Annotated in this window: 23 protein-coding genes, 2 pseudogenes and 1 riboswitch; of the genes and pseudogenes, 17 read left to right on the top strand and 8 right to left on the bottom strand. The window is 71.7% G+C overall.

All coding sequences use genetic code 11. The features are described 5' to 3' along the window. The first annotated feature begins 2 nt into the window (after window positions 1-2). Window positions 3-392 (top strand): cytochrome c oxidase subunit 4, encoded by a 390-nt coding sequence (locus ACIGQF_RS04060; RefSeq protein ID WP_399706354.1) that lies wholly within the window; start codon window positions 3-5, stop codon window positions 390-392. On the opposite strand, the pseudogene ACIGQF_RS04055 reads toward ACIGQF_RS04060, so the two are convergent. Together ACIGQF_RS04055 and ACIGQF_RS04050 are read right to left on the bottom strand one after the other, a co-directional pair. After that, window positions 346-1,692: pseudogene (locus tag ACIGQF_RS04055) on the bottom strand (cytochrome bc complex cytochrome b subunit); the annotation flags it as partial. The gene ACIGQF_RS04060 and the pseudogene ACIGQF_RS04055 overlap by 47 nt on opposite strands. Window positions 1,693-1,920: 228 nt before the next feature. Then, the gene (locus ACIGQF_RS04050) at window positions 1,921-2,253 is read right to left on the bottom strand and encodes a DUF6479 family protein (RefSeq protein ID WP_399705213.1); all 333 of its coding nucleotides are present in this window, start codon (window positions 2,251-2,253) and stop codon (window positions 1,921-1,923) included. A 365-nt stretch (window positions 2,254-2,618) separates the two neighbouring features. Between ACIGQF_RS04050 and ACIGQF_RS04045 the strand changes: the two genes are divergently transcribed. The 4 genes from ACIGQF_RS04045 to ACIGQF_RS04030 all read left to right on the top strand — a co-directional run bounded on the left by ACIGQF_RS04045 (window position 2,619) and on the right by ACIGQF_RS04030 (window position 5,435). Next, window positions 2,619-3,407 carry a SigB/SigF/SigG family RNA polymerase sigma factor gene (locus ACIGQF_RS04045; RefSeq protein WP_399705210.1) on the top strand — a complete coding sequence of 263 codons (789 nt, stop codon included), beginning with the start codon at window positions 2,619-2,621 and terminating at the stop codon, window positions 3,405-3,407. 55 nt (window positions 3,408-3,462) lie between these two features. Further along, entirely contained in the window at window positions 3,463-4,479 is a 1,017-nt protein-coding gene (locus tag ACIGQF_RS04040) for an iron-containing redox enzyme family protein (protein WP_399705207.1), read from the top strand. A 52-nt stretch (window positions 4,480-4,531) separates the two neighbouring features. Continuing rightward, the gene (locus tag ACIGQF_RS04035) at window positions 4,532-5,185 is read left to right on the top strand and encodes a HemK2/MTQ2 family protein methyltransferase (RefSeq protein ID WP_399705204.1); all 654 of its coding nucleotides are present in this window, start codon (window positions 4,532-4,534) and stop codon (window positions 5,183-5,185) included. An 82-nt stretch (window positions 5,186-5,267) separates the two neighbouring features. Then, window positions 5,268-5,435 (top strand): CDGSH iron-sulfur domain-containing protein, encoded by a 168-nt coding sequence (locus ACIGQF_RS04030; RefSeq protein WP_399706353.1) that lies wholly within the window; start codon window positions 5,268-5,270, stop codon window positions 5,433-5,435. A 76-nt stretch (window positions 5,436-5,511) separates the two neighbouring features. Here the strand turns inward: ACIGQF_RS04030 and ACIGQF_RS04025 are convergent, their stop codons facing one another. Then, window positions 5,512-7,608 (bottom strand): catalase, encoded by a 2,097-nt coding sequence (locus tag ACIGQF_RS04025; protein ID WP_399705201.1) that lies wholly within the window; start codon window positions 7,606-7,608, stop codon window positions 5,512-5,514. Window positions 7,609-7,971: 363 nt separating this feature from the next. On the opposite strand from ACIGQF_RS04025, the gene ACIGQF_RS04020 reads away from it, so the two are divergent. From ACIGQF_RS04020 to ACIGQF_RS04005, 4 genes are all read left to right on the top strand, one after another. Further along, a complete protein-coding gene (locus ACIGQF_RS04020) occupies window positions 7,972-9,108 on the top strand; it encodes a Vms1/Ankzf1 family peptidyl-tRNA hydrolase (RefSeq protein ID WP_399705199.1) in 1,137 nt (378 codons plus the stop codon). 457 nt (window positions 9,109-9,565) lie between these two features. After that, complete coding sequence (locus ACIGQF_RS04015; RefSeq protein WP_399705197.1) at window positions 9,566-10,588, top strand: SDR family oxidoreductase; 1,023 nt, start codon at window positions 9,566-9,568, stop codon at window positions 10,586-10,588. Then, complete coding sequence (locus ACIGQF_RS04010; protein WP_399705194.1) at window positions 10,588-11,544, top strand: LLM class F420-dependent oxidoreductase; 957 nt, start codon at window positions 10,588-10,590, stop codon at window positions 11,542-11,544. Before ACIGQF_RS04015 ends, ACIGQF_RS04010 begins: the two co-directional genes overlap by 1 nt. A 223-nt stretch (window positions 11,545-11,767) precedes the next feature. Next, window positions 11,768-12,112 carry an STAS domain-containing protein gene (locus ACIGQF_RS04005; protein WP_399705192.1) on the top strand — a complete coding sequence of 115 codons (345 nt, stop codon included), beginning with the start codon at window positions 11,768-11,770 and terminating at the stop codon, window positions 12,110-12,112. A 72-nt stretch (window positions 12,113-12,184) separates the two neighbouring features. On the opposite strand, the gene ACIGQF_RS04000 is transcribed toward ACIGQF_RS04005, so the two are convergent. Then, window positions 12,185-13,057, bottom strand: a complete 873-nt coding sequence (locus ACIGQF_RS04000; RefSeq protein ID WP_399705189.1) for a polysaccharide deacetylase family protein — start codon at window positions 13,055-13,057, stop codon at window positions 12,185-12,187. 232 nt (window positions 13,058-13,289) lie between these two features. Between ACIGQF_RS04000 and ACIGQF_RS03995 the strand changes: the two genes are divergently transcribed. The 5 genes from ACIGQF_RS03995 (at window position 13,290) to ACIGQF_RS03975 (ending at window position 18,601) form a co-directional block, all read left to right on the top strand. Further along, window positions 13,290-14,969, top strand: a complete 1,680-nt coding sequence (locus ACIGQF_RS03995) for a putative glycoside hydrolase (RefSeq protein ID WP_399705186.1) — start codon at window positions 13,290-13,292, stop codon at window positions 14,967-14,969. Between the two features lie 115 nt (window positions 14,970-15,084). Next, complete coding sequence (locus tag ACIGQF_RS03990) at window positions 15,085-15,378, top strand: nuclear transport factor 2 family protein (RefSeq protein WP_399705183.1); 294 nt, start codon at window positions 15,085-15,087, stop codon at window positions 15,376-15,378. 87 nt (window positions 15,379-15,465) lie between these two features. Beyond that, window positions 15,466-15,574, top strand: a riboswitch (cobalamin riboswitch). A gap of 137 nt (window positions 15,575-15,711) precedes the next feature. Next, complete coding sequence (locus ACIGQF_RS03985) at window positions 15,712-16,794, top strand: FecCD family ABC transporter permease (RefSeq protein WP_399706351.1); 1,083 nt, start codon at window positions 15,712-15,714, stop codon at window positions 16,792-16,794. After that, window positions 16,794-17,597 (top strand): ABC transporter ATP-binding protein, encoded by an 804-nt coding sequence (locus ACIGQF_RS03980; protein ID WP_399705180.1) that lies wholly within the window; start codon window positions 16,794-16,796, stop codon window positions 17,595-17,597. Before ACIGQF_RS03985 ends, ACIGQF_RS03980 begins: the two co-directional genes overlap by 1 nt. Next, entirely contained in the window at window positions 17,594-18,601 is a 1,008-nt protein-coding gene (locus ACIGQF_RS03975) for an ABC transporter substrate-binding protein (RefSeq protein WP_399705177.1), read from the top strand. The genes ACIGQF_RS03980 and ACIGQF_RS03975 overlap by 4 nt, the downstream gene beginning before the upstream one ends. Window positions 18,602-18,721: 120 nt before the next feature. Here the strand turns inward: ACIGQF_RS03975 and ACIGQF_RS03970 are convergent, their stop codons facing one another. Further along, a complete protein-coding gene (locus ACIGQF_RS03970) occupies window positions 18,722-20,164 on the bottom strand; it encodes an MFS transporter (protein WP_399705174.1) in 1,443 nt (480 codons plus the stop codon). Beyond that, window positions 20,161-21,147: a nucleoside hydrolase gene (locus tag ACIGQF_RS03965; protein ID WP_399705171.1), complete on the bottom strand. Its 987-nt coding sequence runs from the start codon at window positions 21,145-21,147 to the stop codon at window positions 20,161-20,163. Before ACIGQF_RS03965 ends, ACIGQF_RS03970 begins: the two co-directional genes overlap by 4 nt. Window positions 21,148-21,372: 225 nt before the next feature. Between ACIGQF_RS03965 and ACIGQF_RS03960 the strand changes: the two genes are divergently transcribed. Beyond that, window positions 21,373-22,377 (top strand): LacI family DNA-binding transcriptional regulator, encoded by a 1,005-nt coding sequence (locus ACIGQF_RS03960; RefSeq protein WP_399705168.1) that lies wholly within the window; start codon window positions 21,373-21,375, stop codon window positions 22,375-22,377. A 198-nt stretch (window positions 22,378-22,575) separates the two neighbouring features. Here ACIGQF_RS03960 and ACIGQF_RS03955 read toward each other — a convergent pair whose 3' ends face one another. Continuing rightward, window positions 22,576-22,935 (bottom strand): molybdopterin cofactor-binding domain-containing protein, encoded by a 360-nt coding sequence (locus ACIGQF_RS03955; protein WP_399705165.1) that lies wholly within the window; start codon window positions 22,933-22,935, stop codon window positions 22,576-22,578. Between the two features lie 62 nt (window positions 22,936-22,997). Beyond that, window positions 22,998-23,378, bottom strand: a pseudogene (locus ACIGQF_RS03950) (FAD binding domain-containing protein); the annotation flags it as partial. Between the two features lie 137 nt (window positions 23,379-23,515). Between ACIGQF_RS03950 and ACIGQF_RS03945 the strand changes: the two are divergent. Together ACIGQF_RS03945 and ACIGQF_RS03940 are read left to right on the top strand one after the other, a co-directional pair. Beyond that, window positions 23,516-23,902 (top strand): DUF6907 domain-containing protein, encoded by a 387-nt coding sequence (locus tag ACIGQF_RS03945; protein WP_399705162.1) that lies wholly within the window; start codon window positions 23,516-23,518, stop codon window positions 23,900-23,902. Window positions 23,903-24,383: 481 nt separating this feature from the next. Then, window positions 24,384-24,602 (top strand): type A2 lantipeptide, encoded by a 219-nt coding sequence (locus tag ACIGQF_RS03940; protein ID WP_399705159.1) that lies wholly within the window; start codon window positions 24,384-24,386, stop codon window positions 24,600-24,602. Window positions 24,603-24,908 lie beyond the last annotated feature (306 nt).

The following is a 24,908-nucleotide window of genomic DNA, read 5'->3' as shown; positions in this document are numbered from 1 at the left end:
GCATGAAGACCGAGGGCTACCTTCTCGGCGGCGTCGCGGTGTTCTTCCTCGGCGTCGACATCGTCTATGCGCTGCTCTCCCTGGAACCGGCGGGCGTGGCCGCGCTGACCGTGTCCTGCCTGGTGGCCACCCTGGTGTCCGCCTTCTGCGCGCTGAACCACCGGCGTCGGGGAGCACGGCCGGAGGACGACAGGGCGGGGGAGATCCGGCAGCGCGCCGCCCGGCTCGCCTTCTTCCCGCCGAAGAGCGGATTCCCGCCGCTGACCGCGCTGGGCGCCGCGGTGGCGGGCCTGGGCCTCGTCTACGGCCTGTGGCTCTTCCTGATCGGCTTCGGGCTGCTGGTGGCAGGCGTCTTCGGGATGGTCTTCGGGCGAGACACAGACGCTTGGTGAGGCAGAAGGCGAGGACCGGTGCCACGACCAGGGCGGTGCGCAGCACCCAGGTGAGCGCGTCGACCGAGACCCGGAAGCTGTAGGCGATCACGTCGTTGCCGCCTGCCGGCAGCAGGACCGCAGAGAAGACGGTGGCGGCCACGCCCAGCGCGGTGCGGGTGGGCCGGTTCCGCGGCCGGTCGCAGAGGTGGTGCTCGGCACGGTCCACGGTCACCCAGCGTTCGAAGAACGGATAGAGATACAGCGCGAGGAAGAGCAATCCGGGGAGCACCAGGGTGGGAATGACGACGTTCCACATGACGGTGTGGCCCCACAGGTTCGTCTCGAAAGGCGGCATGAGTCGCAGGCCGCCCTCCAGAAAACCCACGTACCAGTCCGGCTGGGCACCGGTGGCCACCTGATCCGGGCGGTACGGTCCGTGATCCCACACCGGATTGATCTGGGCCAGCCCGCCGAGGCCCGTCAGTACCCCGAAAACCATCAGGAAGAGGCCGGTGGACTTCGCGGTGAACTGCGGGAACATCGGCTGTCCGACCACGTTCCGGTTCGTGTGGCCGCGCTTGTTCCAGTGGGTGTGCTTGAGGACGACCACGAGCATCAGATGCAGGGCGACCAGCGCGAGGATGATTCCGGTGATGAGCAGGATGTGCAGCACGTAGAGCCGCGGAATGATGGCCGTACCGGGAAAGGGACCGGCCCAGAGGAAAAAGTTCAGGTAAGTGCCCGCCAGGGGGATGGAAGTGACGATCGCGTTGGCGGTGCGCAGCCCCGTGCCGGACAGCGAGTCGTCGGGAAGGGAATACCCCGCGAAACCCTCCAGCATTGCCAGCATGAACAGCGTCACGCCGACCATCCAGTTCACCTCGCGGGGCCGCCGGAACGCACCGGTGAAAAAGGCGCGGAGCAGATGGACGCCGACGGCCGCGACGAACACCAGGGACGACCAGTGGTGGATCTGCCGGATCAGCAGTCCGCCGCGCACCTCGAAACTGATGTCGAGCGTGGAGGCGTACGCCTGGGACATCCGGGTGCCGTCGAGCGGGTGGTGGCGGCCGTGATAAAAGGTCTCCGCCATGCTCGGGTCGAAGAACAGCGTGAGATAGGTGCCGGTCAGCACGAGCACCAGAAAGCTGTGGAGCGCGAGCTCGCCGAGCAGGAAGGATCAGTGGTCGGGGAAGGCCTTGCGGAGCAGCGCCCGCGCCCCGGCGGCGAAGGGAAGCCGCTGGTCGAGAGCGGTGAACGCGGCGGCGGCCGCGCCTTCGGGCCGGTTCGCCGGCCGGGCCCGCCGCCGTCGGAACACGCGCACCCCACTCCCTCCGGGCCCGTGGGCCGGCCGCCTCGTGCCTTGTCGGCATCGGCATGTCTGACCTGCCGGGCACCTGAGCAATCCGGAAAGGGGCCGCGGCGTCGCCTGCCGGTCGCGGAATTCAGCCGTCTGGCGGAACGAGCGGGCATGGCCGGGAGCGGCCTCTCACGTTCTTCGTGAGCGACCGCTCAGGGGCGGGTGGCGATACCGCGGCGCGCGCTGTCAGCCGTTACCGAAGGAGCCGCTGTGGCCTTCCTGCCATTTCGGGGGTTCGCCGTCGGAGGGGCGGGTGCCGCGGGTCTGGTCGAACTCGTACGGCATGCGACGGTGACCGTCGGAGGTGACCTCGTCGCCCGTACGCATTCCCGTTTCGTACCCGCCTGTCGTAGGCGTGCTGGGCTGATTCGGGGCCGGCTGAGAACGTCGGCGCTTGCGCCGCAGGCCGTATCCCACGGCGCCGATGAGCAGGAGCACGACGACGAGGCCCACTACGAACGGACCGATGCCGACGAGCAGATCTCGGTTGGGAGCCGCCAAGGACTCGTAGCTGGTCATGTCCGCCGGGTACCCGCGGGAACCGGAATCGACACGTGTCACACATTTGGACCAGCGCGGAATTCCGGGGCTGGGGCCGGGAGTACGCCGGGTGGTACCGGAGTGACCCCCGTCGAAGCAGTAGGACGAGCGGTGCACAAAGCCGTGTCCGCGTGCGCCGGGCGGCGAAGTGAGAAAATGTGGGCAGCGAACCGAGGGTTCGCCGTCGGGCGGTCCCGGCCTGTTCGGGTACCTGCCGAGGGTTTCGGAAACGAGTGTTTCAGTCGGAAAGCAAAAACTCTCCGGCGGTCGGGACACGGGCGGTCATGCACATTCGTTCATGGCGATTCCGCCGGTGCCGGAATCCCGACCGGAAGGGAAGAGCCATGGCTGCCTCCACCGCGCTCCGCCGCCATCCGGATACCCCGGACACCGACGCCGCATTCGCCCGTCTGGCCACGCTTCCGGACGGCCCGGTCAGGAAGCGGCTGCGCGAGGAGATCGTCTGCGGCTGGCTGCCGATGGCCAACCGGCTCGCCCGCCGCTACAGCGGCCGCGGCGAGACCGAGGAGGACCTGCGGCAGGTCGCCGCGGTCGGCCTGCTCAAGGCCGTCGACCGGTTCGACGCCGCCTCGGGCACGCCCTTTCCGGCGTACGCGATCCCCACCATCCTCGGTGAGCTGCGGCGGCACTTCCGGGACGATCTGTGGGCCGTCCACGTGCCTCGCCGGACCCAGGAGCTGCGGGCCACCGTCCACCAGGCGCGCGAGCAGCTGGAATTCCGCAACGGCACCGCCACCCTCACCATCGGCGACCTGGCCGAGCACACCGGCCTCTCCAAGGAGGACGTGGTGCTCGGGCTGGAGGCCCAGGGTGCGTACACCGCGCTGTCGCTGGAGTGCCCCATGAGCACGGACGCGGGCCACTCCTTCCACCTCGCCGACTTCCTGGGGGACGAGGACCCGGAGCTGGAGCTGGTCGAGGAGCGGCTGTGCGCGGCGCCCGTCCTGCGGGCCCTGCCGCAGCGCGAGCGGATCATCCTCTACCTGCGGTTCTTCCGTGACATGACACAGAGCCAGATCGCCGAGGAGGTCGGCATCTCGCAGATGCACGTCTCCCGCATCCTCCAGCGCTGCTGCCGGCTGGTGCGGGTCGAGGTGACACCGCGGTCCTGAGGGGCACCCGGCGGCGGTGCCCGTCACCGACCACGTCCAGGGGTGGAGAACAGCGATGAGAGATGAGCAGACCGGGCCCGGACTGCCGCAGGACAGGGGGCCGGTCTCGGCAGCCATGACCGGCGCGCTGCGCGACGGCGGCCCGCCGGCCGTGGACGACGACGCGGCCGCCGCGGCGGATCCGTACGGCGACGACCTGCAGCTGGCGCTGTACGTGGCGTACGAACTCCACTACCGCGGCTTCGCGGGCGTCGACGCCGAGCGTGAATGGGACCCGGAGCTGCTGCGGTTCCGGGGCGTACTGGAACGGCGCTTCCTCGGCGCGCTGCGGGCCGACGCCACCGTGCACACGAGCGCGGCGGACGCCCTGGCCGAGCTGCTCGTCGAACCGGTCGGCGGGGACGGCGTCTCCCATGTACTGGAGCGCGCCGGCACCCGCTCCCAGCTGCGCGAATACGCCGCCCAGCGGAGCCTGTACCACCTCAAGGAGGCCGACCCGCACGCCTGGGTGCTGCCGCGGCTGTGGGGCCGGGCGAAGGCGGGCATGGCGGCGGTGGAGTTCGACGAGTTCGGCGGCGGGCGGGCCGAGCGGGTGCACGCTCAGCTCTTCGCCGACCTGATGACGGACCTCGGCCTGGACACCACGTACGGGCGCTACCTCGACGCGGCCGGCGCGGAGATGCTGGCCGTGGTCAACCTGATGTCCCTCTTCGGGCTGCACCGGGCGATGCGCGGGGCACTGGTCGGGCACTTCGCCGCGGTGGAGGTGACCTCCTCGCCCGCCTCCCGCCGGCTGGCCGGGGCGATGCGGCGGGCCGGCGCGGGCCCGGCGGCCGAGTTCTTCTACACCGAGCACGTCGAGGCCGACGCCGTGCACGAGCAGGTCGTCCGGCACGAGGTCGTGGACGGCCTGCTGGCCGCCGAGCCGCACCTGGACCGGGACATCGCGTTCGGGATCGACGCCACCGGCTTCCTGGACGACCGCTTCGGCGAGCGGCTCCTGAGCGCCTGGCAGGCAGGGGAGTCGTCACTCCGGGTGACCATCGAACCGGACCTCGTCCACGTGCCGTGACGCCACCCGGTGCCGGGCTGGTGAAAGAGAATTATCCGGGTACTCCTGATTTGTGCCTTTGATAACGCTTCCCGGGGTCTATGCCCCGCAGGACGACACGGCCCTGCTGGCCGATGCGCTGCGCCAGGAGCCGCTGGAGCCGGGTGCGCAGGTGCTGGACATCGGCACCGGCACCGGTGCCCTGGCGCTCGCGGCCGCCCGGCGAGGCGGCGCGGTCACCGCCGTCGACATCTCCCGGCGCGCGGTTTTCGCGGCCCGCCTCAACGCCCGCCTCGCGGGCCTGCCCGTACGCGTGGTGCGCGGCAACCTCCTCGCCCCCGTGGCGGACCGCTCCTACCGGCTGATCCTCACCAACCCGCCGTACGTCCCGGCGCCCGCCGCGGTGCTGCCCCGGCGCGGCAGCGCGCGGGCCTGGGACGCCGGGCACGACGGACGGCTGCTGCTGGACCGGATCTGCCGGGACGCGCCGGGCCTGCTCGCGCCCGGCGGCGTGCTGCTCATGGTCCACTCGGCGCTCAGCGGCACCGACCCGTCGCTGCGGGCCCTGCGCGCCGCGGGGCTGGACACCGTGGCGGTCGAGCACCGCTGCGTGCCCTTCGGGCCCGTCCTGCGGTCCCGGCAGCGCTGGCTGCACAGCCAGGGCCTGACGGCACCGGACGAGGAGAAGGAAGAGCTGGTGGTGATCCGTGCCGAGCGAAGAGCCTGACCACCGGGCGCCCAGTGCAGCGCCCGGCTCCCGGGCGGGAGCGTCCGGCCCGGCAGCGGCCGGGGACGTCCGCCGCGTCACCTTGGAGAAGGACGGCCCGATGCTGGTGGAGGGCCCGGTCGAGGTACGGCTGGAGGACGGCGGCGTGGTCGCCTCCGACCGCTTCTGCGTGGCCCTGTGCAGATGCCGCCGCAGCCGCCGGTACCCGTGGTGCGACACCAGCCACCGGCGGCGGAAGCGGGACGGCTAGCCGGCGGTCCACGCGACAGCAGAGAAGGGCGGGCGGTCCTCGGACCGCCCGCCCTTCTCATGTCCCCGTGGCGCGCTCAGCGGCGCAGCGGCGGGCGGTTCCGGTGCCGGTGGGCGGCGACCGCCTCGATGAAGGCCTGCGCGAACTGCTCACTGGCCGGGCCGACCGGGTGGTGGGTGACGACGCCCTCGTCGGACACGGTGTGCTCGTGCTCGTCCGCCGTGCGCAGCCGGGCCGGGTCCAGCATCTTCAGCAGGTCGATGCCGGTACCCAGCGCGGCGATGGCCTTGCCGTGCCGGTAGGAGTCCCGGACGAACTTCAGCACCGCCGGGTCCTGCGCCGTACGGGGCACGGAGGACGGGTCGCCGGGGAGCACCACCGCGTCGTAGAGGACCGAGGCGACGGTGGGCAGCGCCCGGTCCACCGGGTGGGTCACGCCGTCGGAGCCGGTGAACTCGCCGTCGTGCGGCGCGAGCACCTCGACGTTGGCGCCCTGCGCGGTGAGTGCGGAGCGGATCGTGTCGACCTGGTCGGCGTCCACGCCGTCCGAGACGAGCACGGCGATCTGGCGGGTCGCGATCGAGCCGTCACCGCGGTTGTTCTCGAAGCTGAGCGCGGGGGACGGCGTGACGTCCGGGGTCTCCTGGCGCTCGGGCGGGGCCACGCCGATCCCCTCGGCGACCGCCACGGCGAGCGTGTGGTCGACCCGGTTCAGCTGGGCGACGGTCCGCTCGCGGATCTCCTTGGTGTTCACCTTGCCCAGTTCGAAGCGGAACGCCTCGATGATGTGCTGCTGCTCCCACTCGGTCATGGACTTCCAGAACATGGCGGCCTGGCTGTAGTGGTTCTGGAAGCTGTCGCTGCGCCGGCGGATCTTGTGTCCGGCGACCTTCTCGGTCAGGTGCCGGAAGGCGGACTCGTCGGCGCCGGCCACCGCCGGGCAGCCGCCGGCCAGGGAGTTCTTGGTGTAGCTGGTGGTACCGCGGTGGATCTCGCCCTGGTGGAAGCCGTCGCGCTGGTTGTTGCGGACCGGTGCGACCGGCCGGTTGACCGGGATCTGCGCGAAGTTCGGGCCGCCGAGGCGGAGCAGCTGGGTGTCCAGGTAGGAGAAGTTACGGGCCTGGAGCAGCGGGTCGTTGGTGAAGTCGATACCGGGGACCACGTTCGCCGTGTGGAAGGCGACCTGCTCGGTCTCGGCGAAGAAATTGTCGGGGTTGCGGTCGAGGACCATCCGCCCGATCGGCCGGACCGGCACCTGTTCCTCGGGAATGATCTTCGTGGCGTCGAGCAGGTCGAAGTCGAAGTTGTGCTCGTCCGCCTCCGGCACCAGCTGTACGCCGAGCTCCCACTCGGGGAAGTCACCGGCCTCGATGCAGTCCCACAGGTCGCGGCGGTTGAAGTCCGGGTCGCGGCCCATCGTCTCCTGCGCCTCGTCCCACACCAGGGAGTGCACCCCGAGTTTGGGCTTCCAGTGGAACTTCACGAAGGTGCCGCGGCCCTGCGCGTCCACGAAGCGGAAGGTGTGCACGCCGAAGCCCTGCATCATGCGGTAGCTGCGGGGGAGCGCGCGGTCCGACATCAGCCACATGATCGTGTGCAGTGTCTCGGGCTGCAGCGAGACGAAGTCCCACAGCGTGTCGTGGGCCGACGCGCCGGTCGGGATCTCGTTGTGCGGCTCCATCTTCACCGCGTGCACGAAGTCGGGGAATTTGATGCCGTCCTGGATGAAGAAGACCGGGAAGTTGTTGCCGACCAGGTCGTAATTGCCCTCGGAGGTGTAGAACTTGGTCGCGAAGCCGCGGACGTCGCGCACCGTGTCGGCCGAGCCGCGGGGTCCCTGGACGGTGGAGAAGCGGACGAACACCGGCGTCCGGACGCTCGGGTCCTGCAGGAACGCGGCACTGGTGAACTCCGCGCACGACTCGTACGGCTGGAAGTAGCCGTACGCGCCCGAGCCGCGCGCGTGGACCACGCGCTCCGGGATCCGTTCGTGGTCGAAGCGGGTGATCTTCTCGCGGAAGTGGAAGTCCTCCATCAGTGTGGGGCCGCGCTCGCCCGCCTGGAGGGAGTCATCGGTGTGGTCGACGGGCACGCCCTGGTCGGTGGTCAGCGGGCCGTCGCTCGCGTCGTGCGCGTAGTACCGCTCCCGTTGCTCCTGCTTCTTGTCCGCCATCTCTGAAGGCTCCTTCCCGCTCCGCGCCGTGCTGGAGTCGCCGACGAGGGCTTCTGGGCATGTGTCTCGGCTCGCCAGGTAACCGTTATCCGAAGCGGAGAAACCTCACTGGGCCAGAAGGGGGAGCGCCGCAACCCGTGCGATGACGGACCCGTGGAGTGACCACGGGTGCTCGTGAGACAGCAGATCCGCAGTAGAGCTGCAGTGAAGACGAACTGCATGAACAGTGGCATACAGGGCACCCCGGGGAGTGATGCACTCACCGCAGCGACGATGCCTTTGGAGAGCGGAAACCCGCGGCCCCCGAAGCCCGCCTTCGCGGCCCCGTACCTGGTGAACGCCCCATTTCGAGGAGGATGCGCCATGCGACTCTCGCTCCTGCAACCGATCGTCGAACGACCCGGCCCGTGGGCGTCCGTCTATGCCGATGTCAGCCATGGCACGGAGGACGCGGCCAAGCAGCAGGAGCTGTCGGCGCGCAACGCTGCCGACCAGCTGTCGGCGCTCGGCGCCGACGAGGCCACCTGCCGTGCCGTGTACGACTGCCTGACCACGATCGGCCGCCCCGGCCAGCCGCTGGCCCACTCGGGCCGCGCCGTCTTCGCCACCGGCGGCGAGGTCGTCCTGGACACCCCGCTGGCCGGGCCGCCCGTCACCCGCGGCGCCACCTGGTCGCCGGTGCCCCGGCTGGCCCCGCTGCTGGACGCGCTGGGCGAGAACCCGGTGTGCCTCGTGGCGTACGTGGACCGGACCGGCGCCGACTTCGAGCTGCGCAGCGACACGGCGCGGGACAGCGCCGGAAAGGTCAGCGGCGAGGACTACCCGATCCACCGGACCGCGAGCGGCGACTGGTCCGAGCGCCACTTCCAGCTCAAGGTCGAGAACACCTGGGAACACAACGCCGGTGAGATCGCCGAGGCCGTGGCCCAGGCCTTCGAGCACTCCGGCGCCGACCTGATCCTGCTGGCAGGGGACGCCCGCGAGCGCCGCTCCGTGCGCGACCGGCTGCCCGAGCAACTGCGCGCCGTGGCGTACGAGAGCGAGCACGGCGGCCGGGCCCGGGGCGCCGACAGCACCCGGCTGGAACGCGACATCGCGCACGTCCGCGCCGGCCTCGAACTCGACCACACCGAGGACGTCATCCAGCGCTTCCAGGCCGGGAGCGGCCGCAGCAACGGCGAGTCCGATGTCACCGCCGGTGTGCCCCAGCTGATCGAGGCCGCCCGCGAGCACCGCATCGACACGCTGCTCATCAGCCCCGACGGCGGTGACGCCGGCCGCCAGGTCTGGGTCGGCCCCGACCCCGATCAGCTGGCCGCGCGCGGCTCGGAGATGCAGTACCTGGGCGAGGTGCACCCGGCCCCGGCCCGTGCCGATGACGCGCTGCTGCGGTCCGCCGTGGCCGGCGGCGCGCAGGCCGTGATGCTGCACCACACCGATGAGATGCCGCCCGGCGGGCTCGGCGCGCTGCTGCGCTGGTCCACTCCGGTGACGCACTGACCGAACCGGTTCCGCTGCCGGGCGTTAGGGGCGGAGCCCCGCGGGCACCCGTGGGACGCCGGCGGGTCGGCGGGCAGGCGCACTGCCCCCGCCCCCGCCCTGGCGCGACGGCCGCCCGCACTCGCTGGAGGATCCGTGACCACGCCACAGCCGCCGGGACGCCCCGGCCCCACCACGCCCGACCCGGTGCCTCCGACGCCCGGCCCGGGACCGGGATCGCCCGGACCGGAGCCCGGCCCCGCACCCGGGCCGGTGCCCGCACCCGGCCCCGATCCGGTGCCCCCGGCGCCGTCCCCCGGCCCCGAGCCGGATCCGGTACCGCCGAACCCGGCACCCCCGACGCCGGGCCCGGCGCCCGGCCCCGCCCCCGACCCGCTGCCGCCCCCGCACACCTCCGAGGAGTCCGGACCGAAGGGCTGACGCCCGTTCGCCGGCCCCCGGCGAGGAGGAGACCCCGATGCCTCAGGGCCAGACCGTCGTGGTCACCGGAGCGAGCGCGGGCGTCGGCCGCGCGGTCGCCCGCCGATTCGCCCTCCGGGGCGCGCGCGTCGGACTGCTGGCGCGCGGACAGGCCGGGCTGGAGGCCGCCGCCCAAGAGGTGGCGGCGGCCGGCGGCCGGGCCCTGGCGGTGCCCCTCGATGTGGCCGATCCGGCGCAGGTCGAGGCCGCCGCCGACGCGGTCGAGGCGGAGTTCGGGCCCATCGACGTCTGGGTCAACTGCGCCTTCGCCGGGGTCTTCGCGCCCTTCACCGAGGTGCGCCCGGAGGAGTTCAAGCGGGTCACTGAGGTGACGTACCTGGGCTACGTGCACGGTACGCGGACGGCGCTGGCCCGGATGAAGCCGCGCGACGCGGGCACGATCGTGCAGGCCGGCTCCGCGCTGGGCGAGCGCTCCATCCCGCTGCAGTCCGCGTACTGCGGCGCCAAGCACGCGGTCCTGGGCTTCACGTCCTCGGTCCGCACCGAGCTGCTGCACGACCGGAGCAACGTACGGATCACGGTGGTCCAGCTGCCCGCCCTCAACACCCCGCAGTTCTCCTGGGTGCTCTCCCGGCTGCCGCGCCGTCCGCAGCCGGTCCCGCCGATCTACCAGCCGGAGGTCGCCGCGCGCGGCATCGTGCACGCGGCCGCGCACCCCCGTCGCCGGCAGTACTGCGTGGGCGGCTCGACCCTGGCCACGGTGCTCGCCAACCGGCTCGTCCCCGGTCTCCTGGACCGCTGTCTGGCGCGTACGGGGTACGACGCGCAGCAGACGGACCAGGAGTCCCGGCCGCCGGGCCCGGACAACCTCTGGAAGCCGGTCGACAGCGCGGACGGCCGGGACCACGGCGCCCACGGCTCCTTCGACGACGCGTCGCACGGACGCTCCGCCCAGCTGTGGGCCACCGAGCATGCCCGCGCCCTGATCGCGGCCGCCGCGGCCGGTGCGCTGGCCGCCGCCGGGATCGTGCGGGCGACCAGGAATCCGAGGAGCTTGTGATGACGGAATACGGCTATTTCCTGTCCTGCGAGGAGCACGGTCCGCGCGATCTGGTGGAACAGGCGCGGATGGCGGAGCAGGCCGGATTCACCTCGTTGTGGATCTCGGACCATTTCCATCCCTGGAATGACGAACAAGGGCAGTCGCCTTTCGTCTGGTCGGTGATCGGCGCGCTCGCCGAGGCCACGTCCTTGCCGGTCGAGACCGCCGTGACCTGCCCGACCAAGCGAGTGCACCCGGTGATCACGGCACAGGCCGCGGCCACCAGCGCGGTTCTCCTGGACGGCCGGTTCCGGCTCGGCGTGGGCAGCGGCGAGGCCCTCAACGAACAGGTCGTGGGCGGCGAATGGCCGCAGACCTCCGTCCGGCTGGAAATGCTGGAAGAAGCGATACAGGTGATGCGGTCGCTCTTCGAGGGCAAGGAAGTCAGCCACCACGGAAAGCACTACACCGTGCAGAACGCGCGGCTCTACACCGTGCCCGAGGAACCGGTGCGGATCGATGTCTCCGGCTTCGGCCCGACCGCCACGGAACTGGCCGCCCGGATCGGCGACGGATTCATCACCGTCGCGCCGGACGCGGACGCCATCGAGCGGTTCCGGCGGGGCGGCGGCGGTGGCAAACCGGTGCACGGCGGCCTCAAGGTCTGCTGGGGAACCGACAAGGAAGAAGCCATCAGCACCGCGCACCGGCTGTGGGCCAACGAACAACTGCCGGGCGAACTGGGACAGGTACTGCCCACCCCGCGCCATTTCGAGCAGGCCTCGACCCTGGTCACCCGCGATCAGGTGGCATCCGCCGTGACCTGCGGCGACGACGTGGACGCGCATGTCGCGGCGCTCAGTGAGTACGCGAACGCCGGATTCGACACCGTCTATGTGAACCAGATCGGGCAGGACCAGCGCGGATTCTTCGACTTCTATCGCACAAAGGTATTGCCGCAGCTGAAGGACTGAACCGACAGGCCGCCGGGAAGTAAACCCGCGGGGCGAATCCGCGTCGAATGCCGTGTGGCGGCGGGTCCTGCGGTGGCGGGGTATCGGCCCGCCGCCCTACCGTGGAATTCCTCCGAGCACGAGTGACCGGATTTCCGAACGGCACGTCAATGCTGCGGACCATGTGTGGGCAGATGCATTCCCTGCCGGTGCGGCGCGCCGGCCCGGCCGTTCAGGAGCAGTGATGACGAGTCCTCCCCGGTCTTCCTGGTGCACTCAGTCGGGTGGCGGTGCCGTGGTGCTCCGCCCGCCGGAGTTCGACTGCGCCCGCGTCACCCGGACCCGTGAGGAGATGCTCATCCTCCTCAACCGGGGCGCGGCGAGCCTCCTGGTGGACCTCGGGGCCTGCTCGCTGGTGTGCGCCTGCTGCGGGGTGCCGGCACTGATCCGGGTCTTCCGGCGGGCCCGGGCGCTGGGCACCGCCTTCCATGTCATCGCGCCGCGGGACGCTGAGGCCCGGCGGGCGCTGGAGGAGGCGCAGCGGGTGAGCCGGGAGCCGTTTCCGCTGGTGTCCACGACCGAGGCATAAGGACATCACTCGGGGCGTGCACGATGTCGTTCGTGCGCGCCCCGATGTGCTGCGATGCGCCAGCGGCGCGGCTCAGTACGGCCGGGTCCGGTCCTTGAACTCCTTGGCGGGCCGGTCCGAGGACGACTTCGGGTACGAGACGCGGTCCGGGTCGCCGTCCGAGGTGTACCGCTTCACCCCGCCGTCCCGCAGCTCGTCCAGCCAGTGCGCGGAACCGAATTGGGCGTCCTTGTCGTGCGCGCCCGCCGACCTGATCCGCGGTATGCCGACCGGGTCGAAGCCGGTGGCGTAGGGCGAGGGGGCCGGCCCCGCGCCCACGAGGTAGGCACCCTCGTACGCGTACCGCTCTCCGTCCGCCGCGCCCTTGATGTCCAGCTCCGCGGGGTTCGGCTGGACGCCGAACGGCAGGGCCATCGAGGTCACCTTCGCGCCCGGCGCGCTCTTGGTGATGACCTGCTGGCCGGCGGCTATCTGGTGCTGCGCCTCCCCGGCGGAGACATCGCGCAGGTTGGCGTGGTCCAGCGTGTGGTTGCCGATCTCGAAGCCGTGCGCGTGCAGCCACCGCAGGGCCTTCTTCGTGCCGGTGCGGGGGAAGGCGTCACCGTTCACGAAGAGGGTGGCCGCCGGGGTGAACCCCCGGTGCCGCTCGGCCACGTCGAGCAGGATGCCGATCGCGGAGTCCGGGTCCGGCCGGCCGTCGTCGCCGAGCGCGAACTGGCTGTCGGTGGAGTCGTCGAAGGTGAGGACGACGGGGTGCTTCCCGGCCGGGATGTCGATCTCCCCCTTGCTGTAGGCGCCCGCGGTGACGGGTACGTAGTCCTCCTTCGCGAGCCGTTCCAGTTCCGCGCGGAAGTCCGCCGGCTTGCGGTCGTAGTCGCTGCGCGGGTCCTTGACGATCTGGTGGTACATCAGAACCGGTACCGCTCCGAGTTCGTCGGCGTGCACCGAGGCCGGAGACTTGGCACGTGGCGGGTGTTCAGGCCGGGCCGAGGGGGAATCCTGCCGACCACCGGTGGTTTTCGGAGCCGAGGGTTCCGGCGGTGGCGCACCGCCGCGGGACTCGGCGCAGGAGACGGCCGAGGCTGCCAGGGTGAGGAGGGACAGGAGGACAAGACCCCGGCGGCGCAGGGGAACGGGACGACGGCGACGGAGATGCACGAAACCTCCTGGAAGGGGCGTGCCTGTGCGGCTCGACTGGAAGAAGCTCTTTCTCAACACCTCGGACGCCTCAGGGGCGTCCGACTCCTCGACTGCTTCTGCTGATTCCTCCAGTAACCGTTCCCCGCGCAGACCGCTGGTCATTCTTCTGGCCGGGGTGCTGGCCATGGCGCTGGTCGTCGGCGGCGTGCTCCTGGTACGGCAGCACAGCGGCGCCGACTTCCGGGTGGCGGGAGCGTCCGCCGGCGGTGTGGTGAACGCCTCCGCGGTCGGCAAGGGCGGGCTGGAGGTGACGGCGCCGGAGGGGGAGGGCCTGCACGGCGCCGAGGTCACCGTGGACGGCAAGCGGGTTCCGGTGCAGACGACGGGACGTCACCTGACGGTGGGTCTGGACGGCCTGCGGGACGGCACGCACGAACTGAAGGTCGCCACCGAGGGATCCGTGCTCGGCGGCTCCGAACTCACCCGCGAGCTGAAGGTCGACACCACACCGCCGAAGCTCGCCGTCGCCGACACCGAAGGCCGCAGCCTGCGCGGCCCGGTCACGGTCAAGGGCCGCGCGCAGGACGCCGCCGAGGTGACCGTCGCGGGCCGGACGGCGCGGGTGGGGAAGGACGGCGCGTTCGCCGTGACCCTGCCGCGGCCGCCGGCCAAGGCCACCGTGGTCGCCACCGACGAGGCCGGGAACACCGCCCGGGAGGACGCGGTGATCACCGTCCGCCGGCCGACGATGCGCGCGGTGCACGTCAGCGGCCAGGCATGGGCCTCCGACCAGCTGCGGAAGCCCGTGCTGAAGCTGCTGAAGGAGCACAAGATCAACGCCGTTCAGCTCGACATCAAGGACGAACTGGGCGAGATCAGCTACGACTCGCAGGTGCCGCTCGCGAAGAAGACAGGCGCGGCCAAGGGCTACTACGACGCGAAGAAGGCCATCAAGGAGATCCATGCGGCGGGCGGCGCGGTCGTCGGCCGCATCGTCGCCTTCCGCGACCCGGTCCTGGCCTCGGCCTCCTGGAAGGACGGCCACCGCGACCGCGTGGTCCGCACCCCGGACGGCGGCCCGTACGGCGCCGGCTCCAAGTACGGCTCCCTCTCCTTCACCAACTTCGCGAACAAGGACGTCCGCCAGTACCACCTCGACCTCGCCGCCGAGGCCGCGAAGCTCGGCTTCGACGACATCCTCTACGACTACATCCGCCGCCCCGACGGCAAGCTCAGCAGCATGTCCTTCCCCGGCCTCGGCAAGACCTCGCCGGAGGACTCCATCGCCGGCCTGGTCGCCCAAACCCGCGCGGTCGCCCGCGAACACGGCGCCTTCCTCGGCGTCTCGGTCTTCGGCGTCGCGGTCACCCGCCCGAAGGAGATCGCCCAGGACATCGGCAAGTTCGCCAAGCAGTGCGACTACATCGCGCCGATGGTCTACCCCTCGCACTGGGCCGAGGGCGAGTACGGCGTCTCCGACCCGAACTCCCACCCGTACCCCATCACCAAGAAGTCCCTCGCCGACTTCGTGAAGAAGACCCGTCACACCGACGCCCAGATCGTCCCCTGGCTCCAGGACTTCTCCCTCGGCGTCTCCTACGGCGACGCCGAAGTGGCCGCCCAGATCCGCGCCGCCGAGGACGACGGCATCCACTCCTTCCTCCTCTGGAACCCTGCGGTGCGCTACCACGGCGACGCACTGAAGCCGATGAAATGACCCCCGGCGGCCCCGCCGCCCGACGCCATAAAAGATCGCCACGGGCCGCCCGCCCTGCCAGGATGGGCGGCCCGTCCACGTGCCCGCGCGGACGGCGACCGGAGGGGGAGACACCATGACCGGGACCACGCGCGACGTCGTGACGGAACTGCTGCGCCGCATCGGCGAGGGCGACCCCGAGCGCATCGCCGAGCACCACGTCCCCGAAGCCGTCGGCACGGAGATCGAGCGCATCCTCGTCGACGGCCCGGACGCCGTCGTGACCGGCGAGATCCGCCGGACCGCCCGCGCGACACACCGCTCCTACCGCGCCCGCTTCGCCCTCCACCTCACCGTCGAGAACGGCCTCATCACCCGGCACCCCGTGTACGAGGACAGCTTGGCGGTGGCGCGGGCTTTTGCGCCGTAAGGGGAACTGACCGGGGCTGTGGTCCGTGTCCGGTGGGACCGTGATCTGGGGGTTTGCGGCGCTGTTAGGCTGCTGGGGTGTCCCGTGGGGGAAGTCCGGTGAGAGTCCGGCGCTGACCCGCAACGGTGTGCGCGAGTGCGCGGCACGGACCCGTCGGCGGGATCCGTACGTGGCGTTCGCGTGAGTCCGATGACCCGCGGGGTGGCACATCTCCCGACTGCTCGCCGCGGACTGCGAGAGGGATGACGCACGGACGACCGGCCGGTGCCGGGTGCGCCGCCCCTTGTGCGTACGGACGCGGCCCGAGGCGAAGGACGCCCGCCCGTGCCCGCCATATCCACCGCCCCGGCACCCGCCGCGGCCGGACCGCCCGCGCTCCGTCGCCTGCCGGTCCCCGCCTCGGCCGCCGTGCTCGGCGTCCTGCTGCTCGTCTCCCTCGTGTGCGGCGTCGGACTCGGCTCGGCCGGGGTGTCGTGGGGCGAGACGCTGCACTTTCTGACGGCCGGGATCACCGGCGGGACGATCGGGGCCGACGAGACCGGCGGGTACACCATCGTCTGGGAGATCCGGCTGCCCCGGGCCGTGCTCGCGGCCGTGGTAGGCGCGGGGCTCGCGTCGGTCGGCGTGGCCGTGCAGGCCATGGTGCGCAACGCGCTCGCCGACCCCTTCGTGCTCGGCGTCTCCTCCGGCGCCGCGGTCGGCGCCAACGCCGTGCTCCTGCTGGGCGCGTTCGCCGCGCTGGGCGTGTGGGCGCTGTCGGTGTCCGCGTTCCTGTCGGCACTCGCGGCGATGGCGTTGGTGTACGCCGCGGCCCGGACCGCGTACGGGCTGACGCCGCTGCGGCTCGTCCTGTCCGGTACCGCGTTGTCGTACGGCTTCTCCGCGATCACCACCCTGATGGTCTTCCACGCCGAGCGGGGCGAGGCGGCCAGGTCCGCGATGATGTGGCTGCTCGGCAGCCTGGGCGGCGCGACCTGGGGCTCGGTGCCGCTCGCCGCCGTCACCGTGCTCGCCGGGACGCTCTGCCTCGGTGCCCGCGCCGGGCAGCTCAACGCGCTGGCGATGGGGGACGAGACCGCGGCGGCACTCGGCGTGCGCGCGGGGCGGCTGCGCACCGAGCTGTTCGTGGTCACCGCCGCCGTCACCGCGGCGGTCGTCGCCGTGTCCGGCGCGATCGGGTTCGTCGGCCTGATGGTGCCGCACGTCGTACGGATGCTGGTCGGCGCCGACCACCGGCGGGTGCTGGTCCTCGCGCCGCTCGCCGGAGCCGTGCTGCTGGTCTGGGCGGACATCGTCTCCCGGCTGCTGCTCGCGCCCGCCGAGATCCCGGTCGGGGTGGTCACCGCCGTGCTCGGCGTGCCCTGCTTCCTCCTGCTGATGCGGCGCGGCGGCTACGCGTTCGGAGGTGGCCACTGATGCGTGTCGACGTCGAAGGGGTGACGGTCGAGCTCGCGGGCAGCCGGATCGTCGAGGACATCACCGTGCGCGCCGACGCAGGGCAGGTCGTCGGGGTGGTCGGGCCGAACGGCAGCGGCAAGTCCACGCTGCTGCGGTGCGTGTACCGGGCGTTGCGGCCCGCGGCGGGCACGGTCCGGCTGGACGGCGACGAGCTGCACGCGATGGACGCGCGCGCCGCCGCGCGCCGGCTGGCCGCGCTGCCCCAGGAGTCCGCCGCCGAATTCGACTTCACCGCCGCCGAGGTGGTGGCGATGGGCCGGCTGCCGTACCACCGGGGTTCTCCGTTCAGCGGGCGGTCCGCCGCCGACGCCGCGCTGTGCGACGCCGCGCTGGACCGGGTCGGCGCGGGCCACCTCGCCGGGCGCGGCTTCCGCTCGCTCTCCGGCGGCGAGAAGCAGCGCGTACTGATCGCCCGCGCCCTCGCCCAGCAGCCGCGGGTCCTGGTCCTCGACGAACCCACCAACCACCTGGACATCTCCCACCAGCTGGACGTGCTGTCCCTGGTGCGCCGCAGCGGCCTCACGGTGCTCGCCGCACTGCACGACCTGAACCTCGCCGCGTCCCACTGCGACCTGCTGTACGTGCTCGACGGCGGCCGCGTCGTCGCGGCCGGCCCGCCGTACGACGCCCTCCGGCCCGAGCTGCTGGCCGAGGTGTTCGGCGTACGGGCGCACCGCGTCACCCACCCCGTGACCGGCGCCCTCCAGCTGCTCTTCGACCGTATCGACCCCACCGAACTCCCCGACCAGGAGCCCGCATGACCGTGACCCGTATCCGCCCGGCGGCGGCCCTCGCCGGCGCCCTCTGCCTCGCCCTCGCGCTCACCGGCTGCGGCGCGCGCGTGGCGTCCCCGTCCGGGGGCGGCAAGGCCGCCGGGCAGCGGCCCGTGACCATCGAGAACTGCGGGAAGAAGGTCACCTTCGACAGGGTTCCCGAGCGGGTGGTCACCAACGACGTGGGCATCACCGAGATCATGTTCGCGCTGGGGCTGGAGAACCGGATGGCCGGCTATGTCATGCCGGACGACAAGGGCGACCTGGACCATGTGCCGTGGAAGGGCGCGTACAAGAAGACGCGGTGGCTGTCGAAGCAGGCGATCACCAAGGAGATGGCCGTCGACGCCCGCGCCGACCTGGTGTTCGCGGGCTACGGCTACGGCTTCGGCGAGAACGGGATCACCCCGGCGTCCCTGAAGAAGCTCGGCATCGGCTCGTACGTCCTCACCGAGTCCTGCCGCAATGGCCACGGCACGGCACGCGGCGTCATGCCGCCGCTGGACGCCCTCTACACCGACCTCACGCAGCTGGGGAAGCTGTTCGGCGTGGAGGACCGGGCAGAGAAGCTGATCGCGGACTTCAAGGAGCGGGTCGCGGCCGTACGGAAGAAGGCGCCGAAGGGGGACGCGCGGCCGAGCGTGTTCCTGTACGACAGCGGCCAGGACAAGCCGTTCACCAGCGGGCGGTTCGCCGCGCCGGATGACATCATCGCCAAGGCCGGCGGGCGCAGCGTCACCCACGACCTGGCGGACTCCTGGACCACGGTCGGCTGGGAGACCGTCGTCGAGCGGGACCCCGAGGTGATCGTCGTCAACGACTACGGGGACACGACCGCCGAGCAGAAGAAGCAGTTCCTGCTGCACTACAAGCCGCTGGCGAACGTCTCCGCGATCAAGCACAGGCGCATCATCACGCTGGATTACGCGGACCTGGTGGAGAGCCCGCGCAATGCGTCGGCGATCGAGCGCCTGGGCGCCTACCTGCGGTAGCAGGGGCGCCTCATCAGGGGCGCGGGGCGTGTCGATATGCGGCTTCGCCGCGTGGGCACGACCAGCCACGACGACGCGTGACTCGGGCGATTCCCCGCACCCCTACGGCGGCTGTGCCGGCTACCCGTCCGCTTCGGCGGACACCGGCTTGGGGATCAGGAACGACGTCACGAACGCCGCCGCGATGATGACGACGCCCGCGATCATCGCGGCCGTGTAGCCCGACGTCGACGCCGGATCCGAGGGGACCACGGCGGTCTTGACCGCGTACAGGACCGCGAAGCTCAGGCCGGCGCCCAGGTTGAACGCGCCCGCGTTCAGGCCCGGCAGGAAGCCGGGGTTCTCGCGCGGGGAGAGGACGATCCCGAGTCCGTTGAGCACGATGTTGGCCACGCCCGCGTAGGCGATGCCGACCATGATGGACAGCACCAGGAGCAGCACCCGGGAGTGGCCGCCGCTGGTGAGGACGAGCAGCACGATCGTCGCCACCGTGCCGACGAGCCCGAACCGCAGGATGCGGCCGTACCCGAAGGTCGCGGAGAGCCGGCCCGCCACCGGGCCCATCGCGAGTCCGGCGAGCGCGTACGGGGTCAGGGTCCACCACGCCGACGCCTCGGCCGACATGCCCAGGCCCGCCCGGGCGTCCTGCGCGAAGGCCGGGATCAGCCCGTTCATGACGGCGAAGACGCCGGTCATGGTGAGGACCGTGGTCAGCAGCAGGGCCCAGGTCGAGCGCTGCTTGAGGTGGTGGGTGGCGACCAGCGGGTGACCGCTGCGGCTCTCCGTACGCCAGAACAGCGCGAAGGCGAGCGCGGCGATCACCACGAGCACGCCGATCAGCGGCCAATTCGCGGCGGCCAGCTTGCCCGCCTCGTTGAACGCGGTCAGCAGCGTGCCGACCGAGATCACGAGGAGGACGACGCCGGGCCAGTCCATGCGGCTCTTGACGGGCGCGGTGGACTCCCGGGTCAGGGTGGCGACCAGGGCGGCGGCGACCGCCGCGACGACGGCCATGGCCCAGAAGACCGCGCCGAAGCCGTAGTGGTCGGCGAGGTAGCCGCCGGCGAGCGAGTCCACGCCCGCGATGCCGCCGTTGACCGCGGTGATCACGCCGAGCAGGGTGCCGTACTTCTTCGGCTCGACCACCTCCACCCGCAGCATGATCAGGCACAGCGGTACGGTCGGGCCGCTCACGCCCTGGATGATCCGGCCGACGAAGAGCATCGGCACGCTCGTCGCGAGCGCCGCGATGACGCAGCCGAGCACCATCAGGGCCATCATCCCGGCCAGTACCTTGCGGCGGCCGATGACGTCGCCCAGCCGCGGCAGGAAGAGGGAGAAGAGCGCCGCCGAGGTGAAGAACGCGGTCTGGGTGAGACCGATCTCCGCCGAGGTGGCGTGCAGGCTGTCCTCGATGCTCTTCAGCGCGGGGCTGAGCATGGACGCGTTGAGCTGGAAGGCGAAGCACGCCGCCAGCAGCGCGGTGACCAGGACGCCGACCCGGACGCCGGGCCGCTCCGTCAGGCCGCCGGGGGGCGGCGCCGCCGTGGTGGACGCGTTCATGCGAGGACGTCCCCGGGCTTCTGCGGGTTCTCGCCGATCAGCTCCGGATCGCCGATCCGCTCCAGCGCGTCCACGACGAGGTCCCAGAAGCGGCCGTGGTCCAGCTTCACCGCGACCTGGGTCTTGCAGTCGGCGGGTGCGGGGGCGCGGAAGTCCGCCACGGTCATGCCCTTGGTGAGGGTGCCGGTCAGCTCGATGTCCACCGGAGCCCGGCGCACCGTCATCACGTCCGGGTCGATGACGTACGCGACGGCGCACGGGTCGTGCACCGGCGGCGACTCGAAGCCCTGGTGATCGCGGTAGGCGGTGCCGAAGAACTCCAGCAGCTCCTCGACGAACTTGCCGGGCTGGGTGCCCAGCGCGGCGATCCGCTCGGCCACCTCGGGCGTCGCGAGCGCCTGGTGGGTGAGGTCCAGGCCGACCATGGTGACCGGCCAGCCCGCGTTGAAGACGATGTGCGCGGCCTCGGGGTCGATGATGATGTTGAACTCGGCGACCGCGCTCCAGTTGCCTTCGTGGTAGCCGCCGCCCATCAGGACGACCTCACGGACCCGCTCGACGATGCGCGGCTCCTTGCGGGCGGCCAGCGCGATGTTGGTGAGGCCCGCGGTCGGCACGATGGTGATCTCGCCCGGCTCGTGCGCCATCACGGTGTCGATGATCAGGTCGACGGCGTGCCGCTCGTCCAGGACACACGTCGGGTCGGGCAGCAGGGGCCCGTCCAGACCGGTCTCGCCGTGGATGTCCGGCGCGGTCTCGATGTTCCGTACGAGGGGACGCGGGCAGCCGGCGGCGAACGGTACGTCGGTGATGCCCGCGATGCGCGCCACGGAGAGCGCGTTGCGGGTGACCTTCTCCAGCGTCTGGTTGCCGACCACGGTCGTCACGGCGACGAGCTCGACGTCGGGGTTGCCGTGGGCCAGGAGCATGGCGATCGCGTCGTCGTGCCCCGGGTCGCAGTCGAGGATGATCTTTCTGGCCAACGGAAGAGCCCCTTTGCCCTGTTGAACGGTGGTGCGGTGACCCTCGGAGGAAACGATGGGAAATCGTTCTCCGAAGTGCCGCGAAGAGTTCACCCGCATACCGGGGCAGTTGTCAATGATTCATCCCACAGATCGAGGCGGGGCGCCGGTGATAACGTTTGCCCGCCGTTTCCGCAGCGTACGCCGGTGCGGGCGGCCCAGCCGAGCCGAGTGAAGGGCACGACCGTGGCCGAAGTCACCCTCAAGGATGTCGCCCGTGCCTCGGGCTGCTCCATCGCCACGGTCTCCCGTGTGCTCGCCGGCACCCGCCCCGTCGGCGCCGAGACCGCCCGCACCGTGCGGGAGGCCGCCGCTCGCCTCGGCTACCGGCCCAATCACGTCGCCCGTGCGCTGCGCCGCCGCGCCACCGGCACCGTCGGCCTGGTCCTCCCGCAGATCACCAACCCCTTCTTCCCGGAGCTCGTGCGGGAGCTGGAGCACGCGCTGCACGCCGAGGGGCGGGCCGTGCTCCTCGCCGACTGCGACGACGACCCGGCGACCGAGGCGGCCCGGATCGCGGAGTTCCTGGACCGGCAGGTGGACGCGCTGCTGCTGATACCGGTCGACGAGCGGCGCAGCCGGGACGCGGTGGCGGACGCGGCACGGCGGGTGCCGGTGGTGCTGCTGGACCGCGGCTGCGGCCCGGGCGTCGCCGACTCGGTCGCGGTGGACAACGCGGCAGGGATGGCGCTGGTGCTCGACCACCTGGCGGCCGCAGGGCGGCGCCGCCCGTGGTTCGTGGGCGCTGCCGGTACGACCACGACGGCGGCCGAGCGGCGTGCCGCGTACGAGGCGGGCGCCGCGGTGCTGGACCCGGACGCCCCCGGCCGGGTCGAGCTGGGCGACTTCTCCGTGGCCTGGGGGCGCGCGGCCGTCGACCGGATCTGGCCGTCCCGCCCGGACGCGATCGTCTGCGCCAACGACCTCATCGCGGTCGGCGCCCTCCAGCGGCTCCGCCAGCTGGGCGCCGACGTGCCCGGCGAGGTCGCGGTCACCGGCTTCGACGACGTGCCGTTCGCGGGCCTGGCCGACCCGGCGCTCACCACGGTCCGGCAGCCGGTCACCGAACTGGCGGCGGAGGCCGCGCGGTTGCTCGCCGAGCGGTCGGAGGACCGGATGTCGCACGGCGGCGCGGCCCCGAGCCGAGCGATCCGGCTCGCTCCCCGGCTGGTCGTCCGCGCGTCCGGCTGACCCGCCCCGCGGCTTGCTGCGCGCGGCCCTCGCGGGCGGCCGCCGTCGCCAGGAACACCCGCTCCGGGCTGAGCGACAGCCGCGTCACGCGGGCGCCGGTCGCTTCGTGGACGGCGTCGGCGATGGCCGCGGCCTCACCGTTGTGCAGTACGCCGTCCTCGTACCGCATCTCCTCGAAGAGCGCCTGCGCCGTGCCCCTCACGGCGGCGCCTCGCCCTGGCCGCGGCAGAGCAGCGGGTCGACCGCACGTCCGACGTCACCGCTGGCCACGAGCCGGAGGAGGGTGACCCGTCCGGTGTCGGGACCGACCTCGGCCTCGGTGCCGGCCCAGCCGATCTCCCAGAACAGGCACGGCGCCTCCAGCGGCGCTTCCAGCGGCGCCTCGTGCGAGACCGGCGCCTTGAAGCTCCCCTCGCCGGTGAACTCGTACCCGGTGGGCCCGAATTCGCGGGCGACGAGGTCGGCGAGCGGGACGGGTACGTCCGTGCCCCGGCGTACCGTCCAGGCGTTGCCGTCCATCGTGCCGGAGCCCAGCAGGTCGCCGGGGAGAGGGCCCAAGGGCCCGCCGCCGAGGTGACGTGGAGCCGGGCGCCGAGCGCGCCGAGCACGATCGAGAGTTCGTAGCGGGTGCGGCGGGCCATCAGGTTGCCGCCGAGGGTGGCGCGTTGCCGGATGCGGCGGGTGGCGATGGAGCCCCAGGCGTCGGCGAAGGAGGGCGGGGCACCCCGTACGGCGGAGTCCCGGGAGCCGGAGTGGTGGTCCGTGCCGGCGTCGAGGCGGAGCGCCCCGTCGGCGGACCGGACCCGGCGCAATGCTCCTGCTCCCGTCCGGCACGGTGGCGCCGGCCCAGCGCACCCTCCCGGACTTCTCCCTCGGCCGCAGACCCTTACCGAGGCGGTCGTCGCCGGCGCCGCCGACGGCGCGGTGTACGCACAGGGCTGCTCCGACCTGGTCGCACAGTTCGCGAAGGCCTCCCGAGGTATGTGCGGGGCAGCGCACACGTGCGTACCTCGCCGATTTATTCAATCGCTGAGAATTTCGCTCCTGGGATGTTTGGCGGGCGAGCAGATACCGCACAAGACAGCCGACCGGATGCCGTGCAGGGGCGGCTTCGGGACACCGGCCGGATAATGTGCACATGACGGACGACATGCTGGATGCCGTGACATTGGCGGTACGGCCCGTGGTGTGCCCGACGTGGTGCCACCGTGTGCACACCGCGGCCGAGGCCGGCGGCCACGACGGGATCATGCATCTGGCCGAAGCGGTCAGCTGGAATCTCTCGGCGCAGCCGGAGCGGGGCTTCCCGCAGCTGCTCTTCCACATCATGTGTGAAGAAGGTGCGTCGGGCCGGACGTCGCCGGTGGTCGAGGTGGGCGTCATCGAGGCGGAGGGCCGGCTGCCCTACTCCTTCGACGCGCGGACCGCCGCCGATCTGGACCGGGTCATCGGTGAGCTGCGGCGGGTGCTGGACACGCTCGGGGGCTGGCGCGCGGCGCTGCCCGGCGGGGTCTCGGTGACCTGAGGCGCGGGCCGCGGCCCTGTGCGCGCACTCACGCGGACGCTCCTGGCGGCGCGAGGTTGAGCCGCTCAGGCGGATTTCAAGGAATCTGCACATCGCCCTCGCATCGGTGGCACAGCATGTGCCGCCCGGTGCGGGTCTTCGAGCGCGCGGCCGGGGCTTGACGCGGGTATGTCCGGATGGGACCGGCGTGTGCGCACGGCCGCCGTACCGCGGGTAATCGATCTTGTGAAGGACTCGTCACCAACGCGTGGACGAAACTGCACGCGATCGTTGTGCGACGCGGGAATGTGCCGACTACCCCCTGCAAGCGGGTTGGCCCGGCCGCCAGTTGGCGTGCTTGGATCATTTCGGCGCGGAGGTCGGCCAAATGCCTTCCGGCTTCCGGTCGGTAAATGACCGATTTGGCGGCCGGGTTATGTTCTGCCGCCGACTCCCGTGTTATTCGAGTTTGACCCACAGCAATTGAAGGGAACCGCAAGTCATGGACTTCACCCCCCAGGTCGAGACCGCTGAGATCGCCGACGCCGAGCTCGACAACATCGCCGGTGGCCTCGGCGTCGTCGGCCCCGTCGCCGACCAGGTCGTCGGCACCGTCGACGGCGTGACCGGCGGCACCGTCGGCAACGTGCTCGGCACCGTCACCGGCACCGTGCAGCAGGCCACCGGCGTCAACGTGAACGGCGTCGTCGCCGGTCTCTGAGACCCACGGTCACTGTCGGCAGTATTGCCGCAGGCGTGACTCGACCTATGCGTACATGTCCGTATCCATAGGTTTGCCGTGAGCCCCGGAGCATTTGTTCCGGGGCTCACGGACGTCGGCGACCGATTTACCCTTCTCCCGTCAAGTGCGGGCTTTTCCGCCTGTGTTACGGTCATGCATCGGCGTGCCCGAGCGGCGGGTATTTTCATGCCTCATAGGTGCGCCATGTCGCGCGTGTCCCATTGGGTCGCCTTTTTCTTCGCCGCCCTCTGGCAAGTGCGCCGGCGTCGATCGAGGCAAAAGCAG

Origin of the sequence: Streptomyces sp. NPDC053560 (assembly GCF_044544605.1) — a bacterium.
Taxonomy (GTDB): domain Bacteria; phylum Actinomycetota; class Actinomycetes; order Streptomycetales; family Streptomycetaceae; genus Streptomyces.
This window is presented reverse-complemented; position numbering and strand designations above follow the sequence as displayed.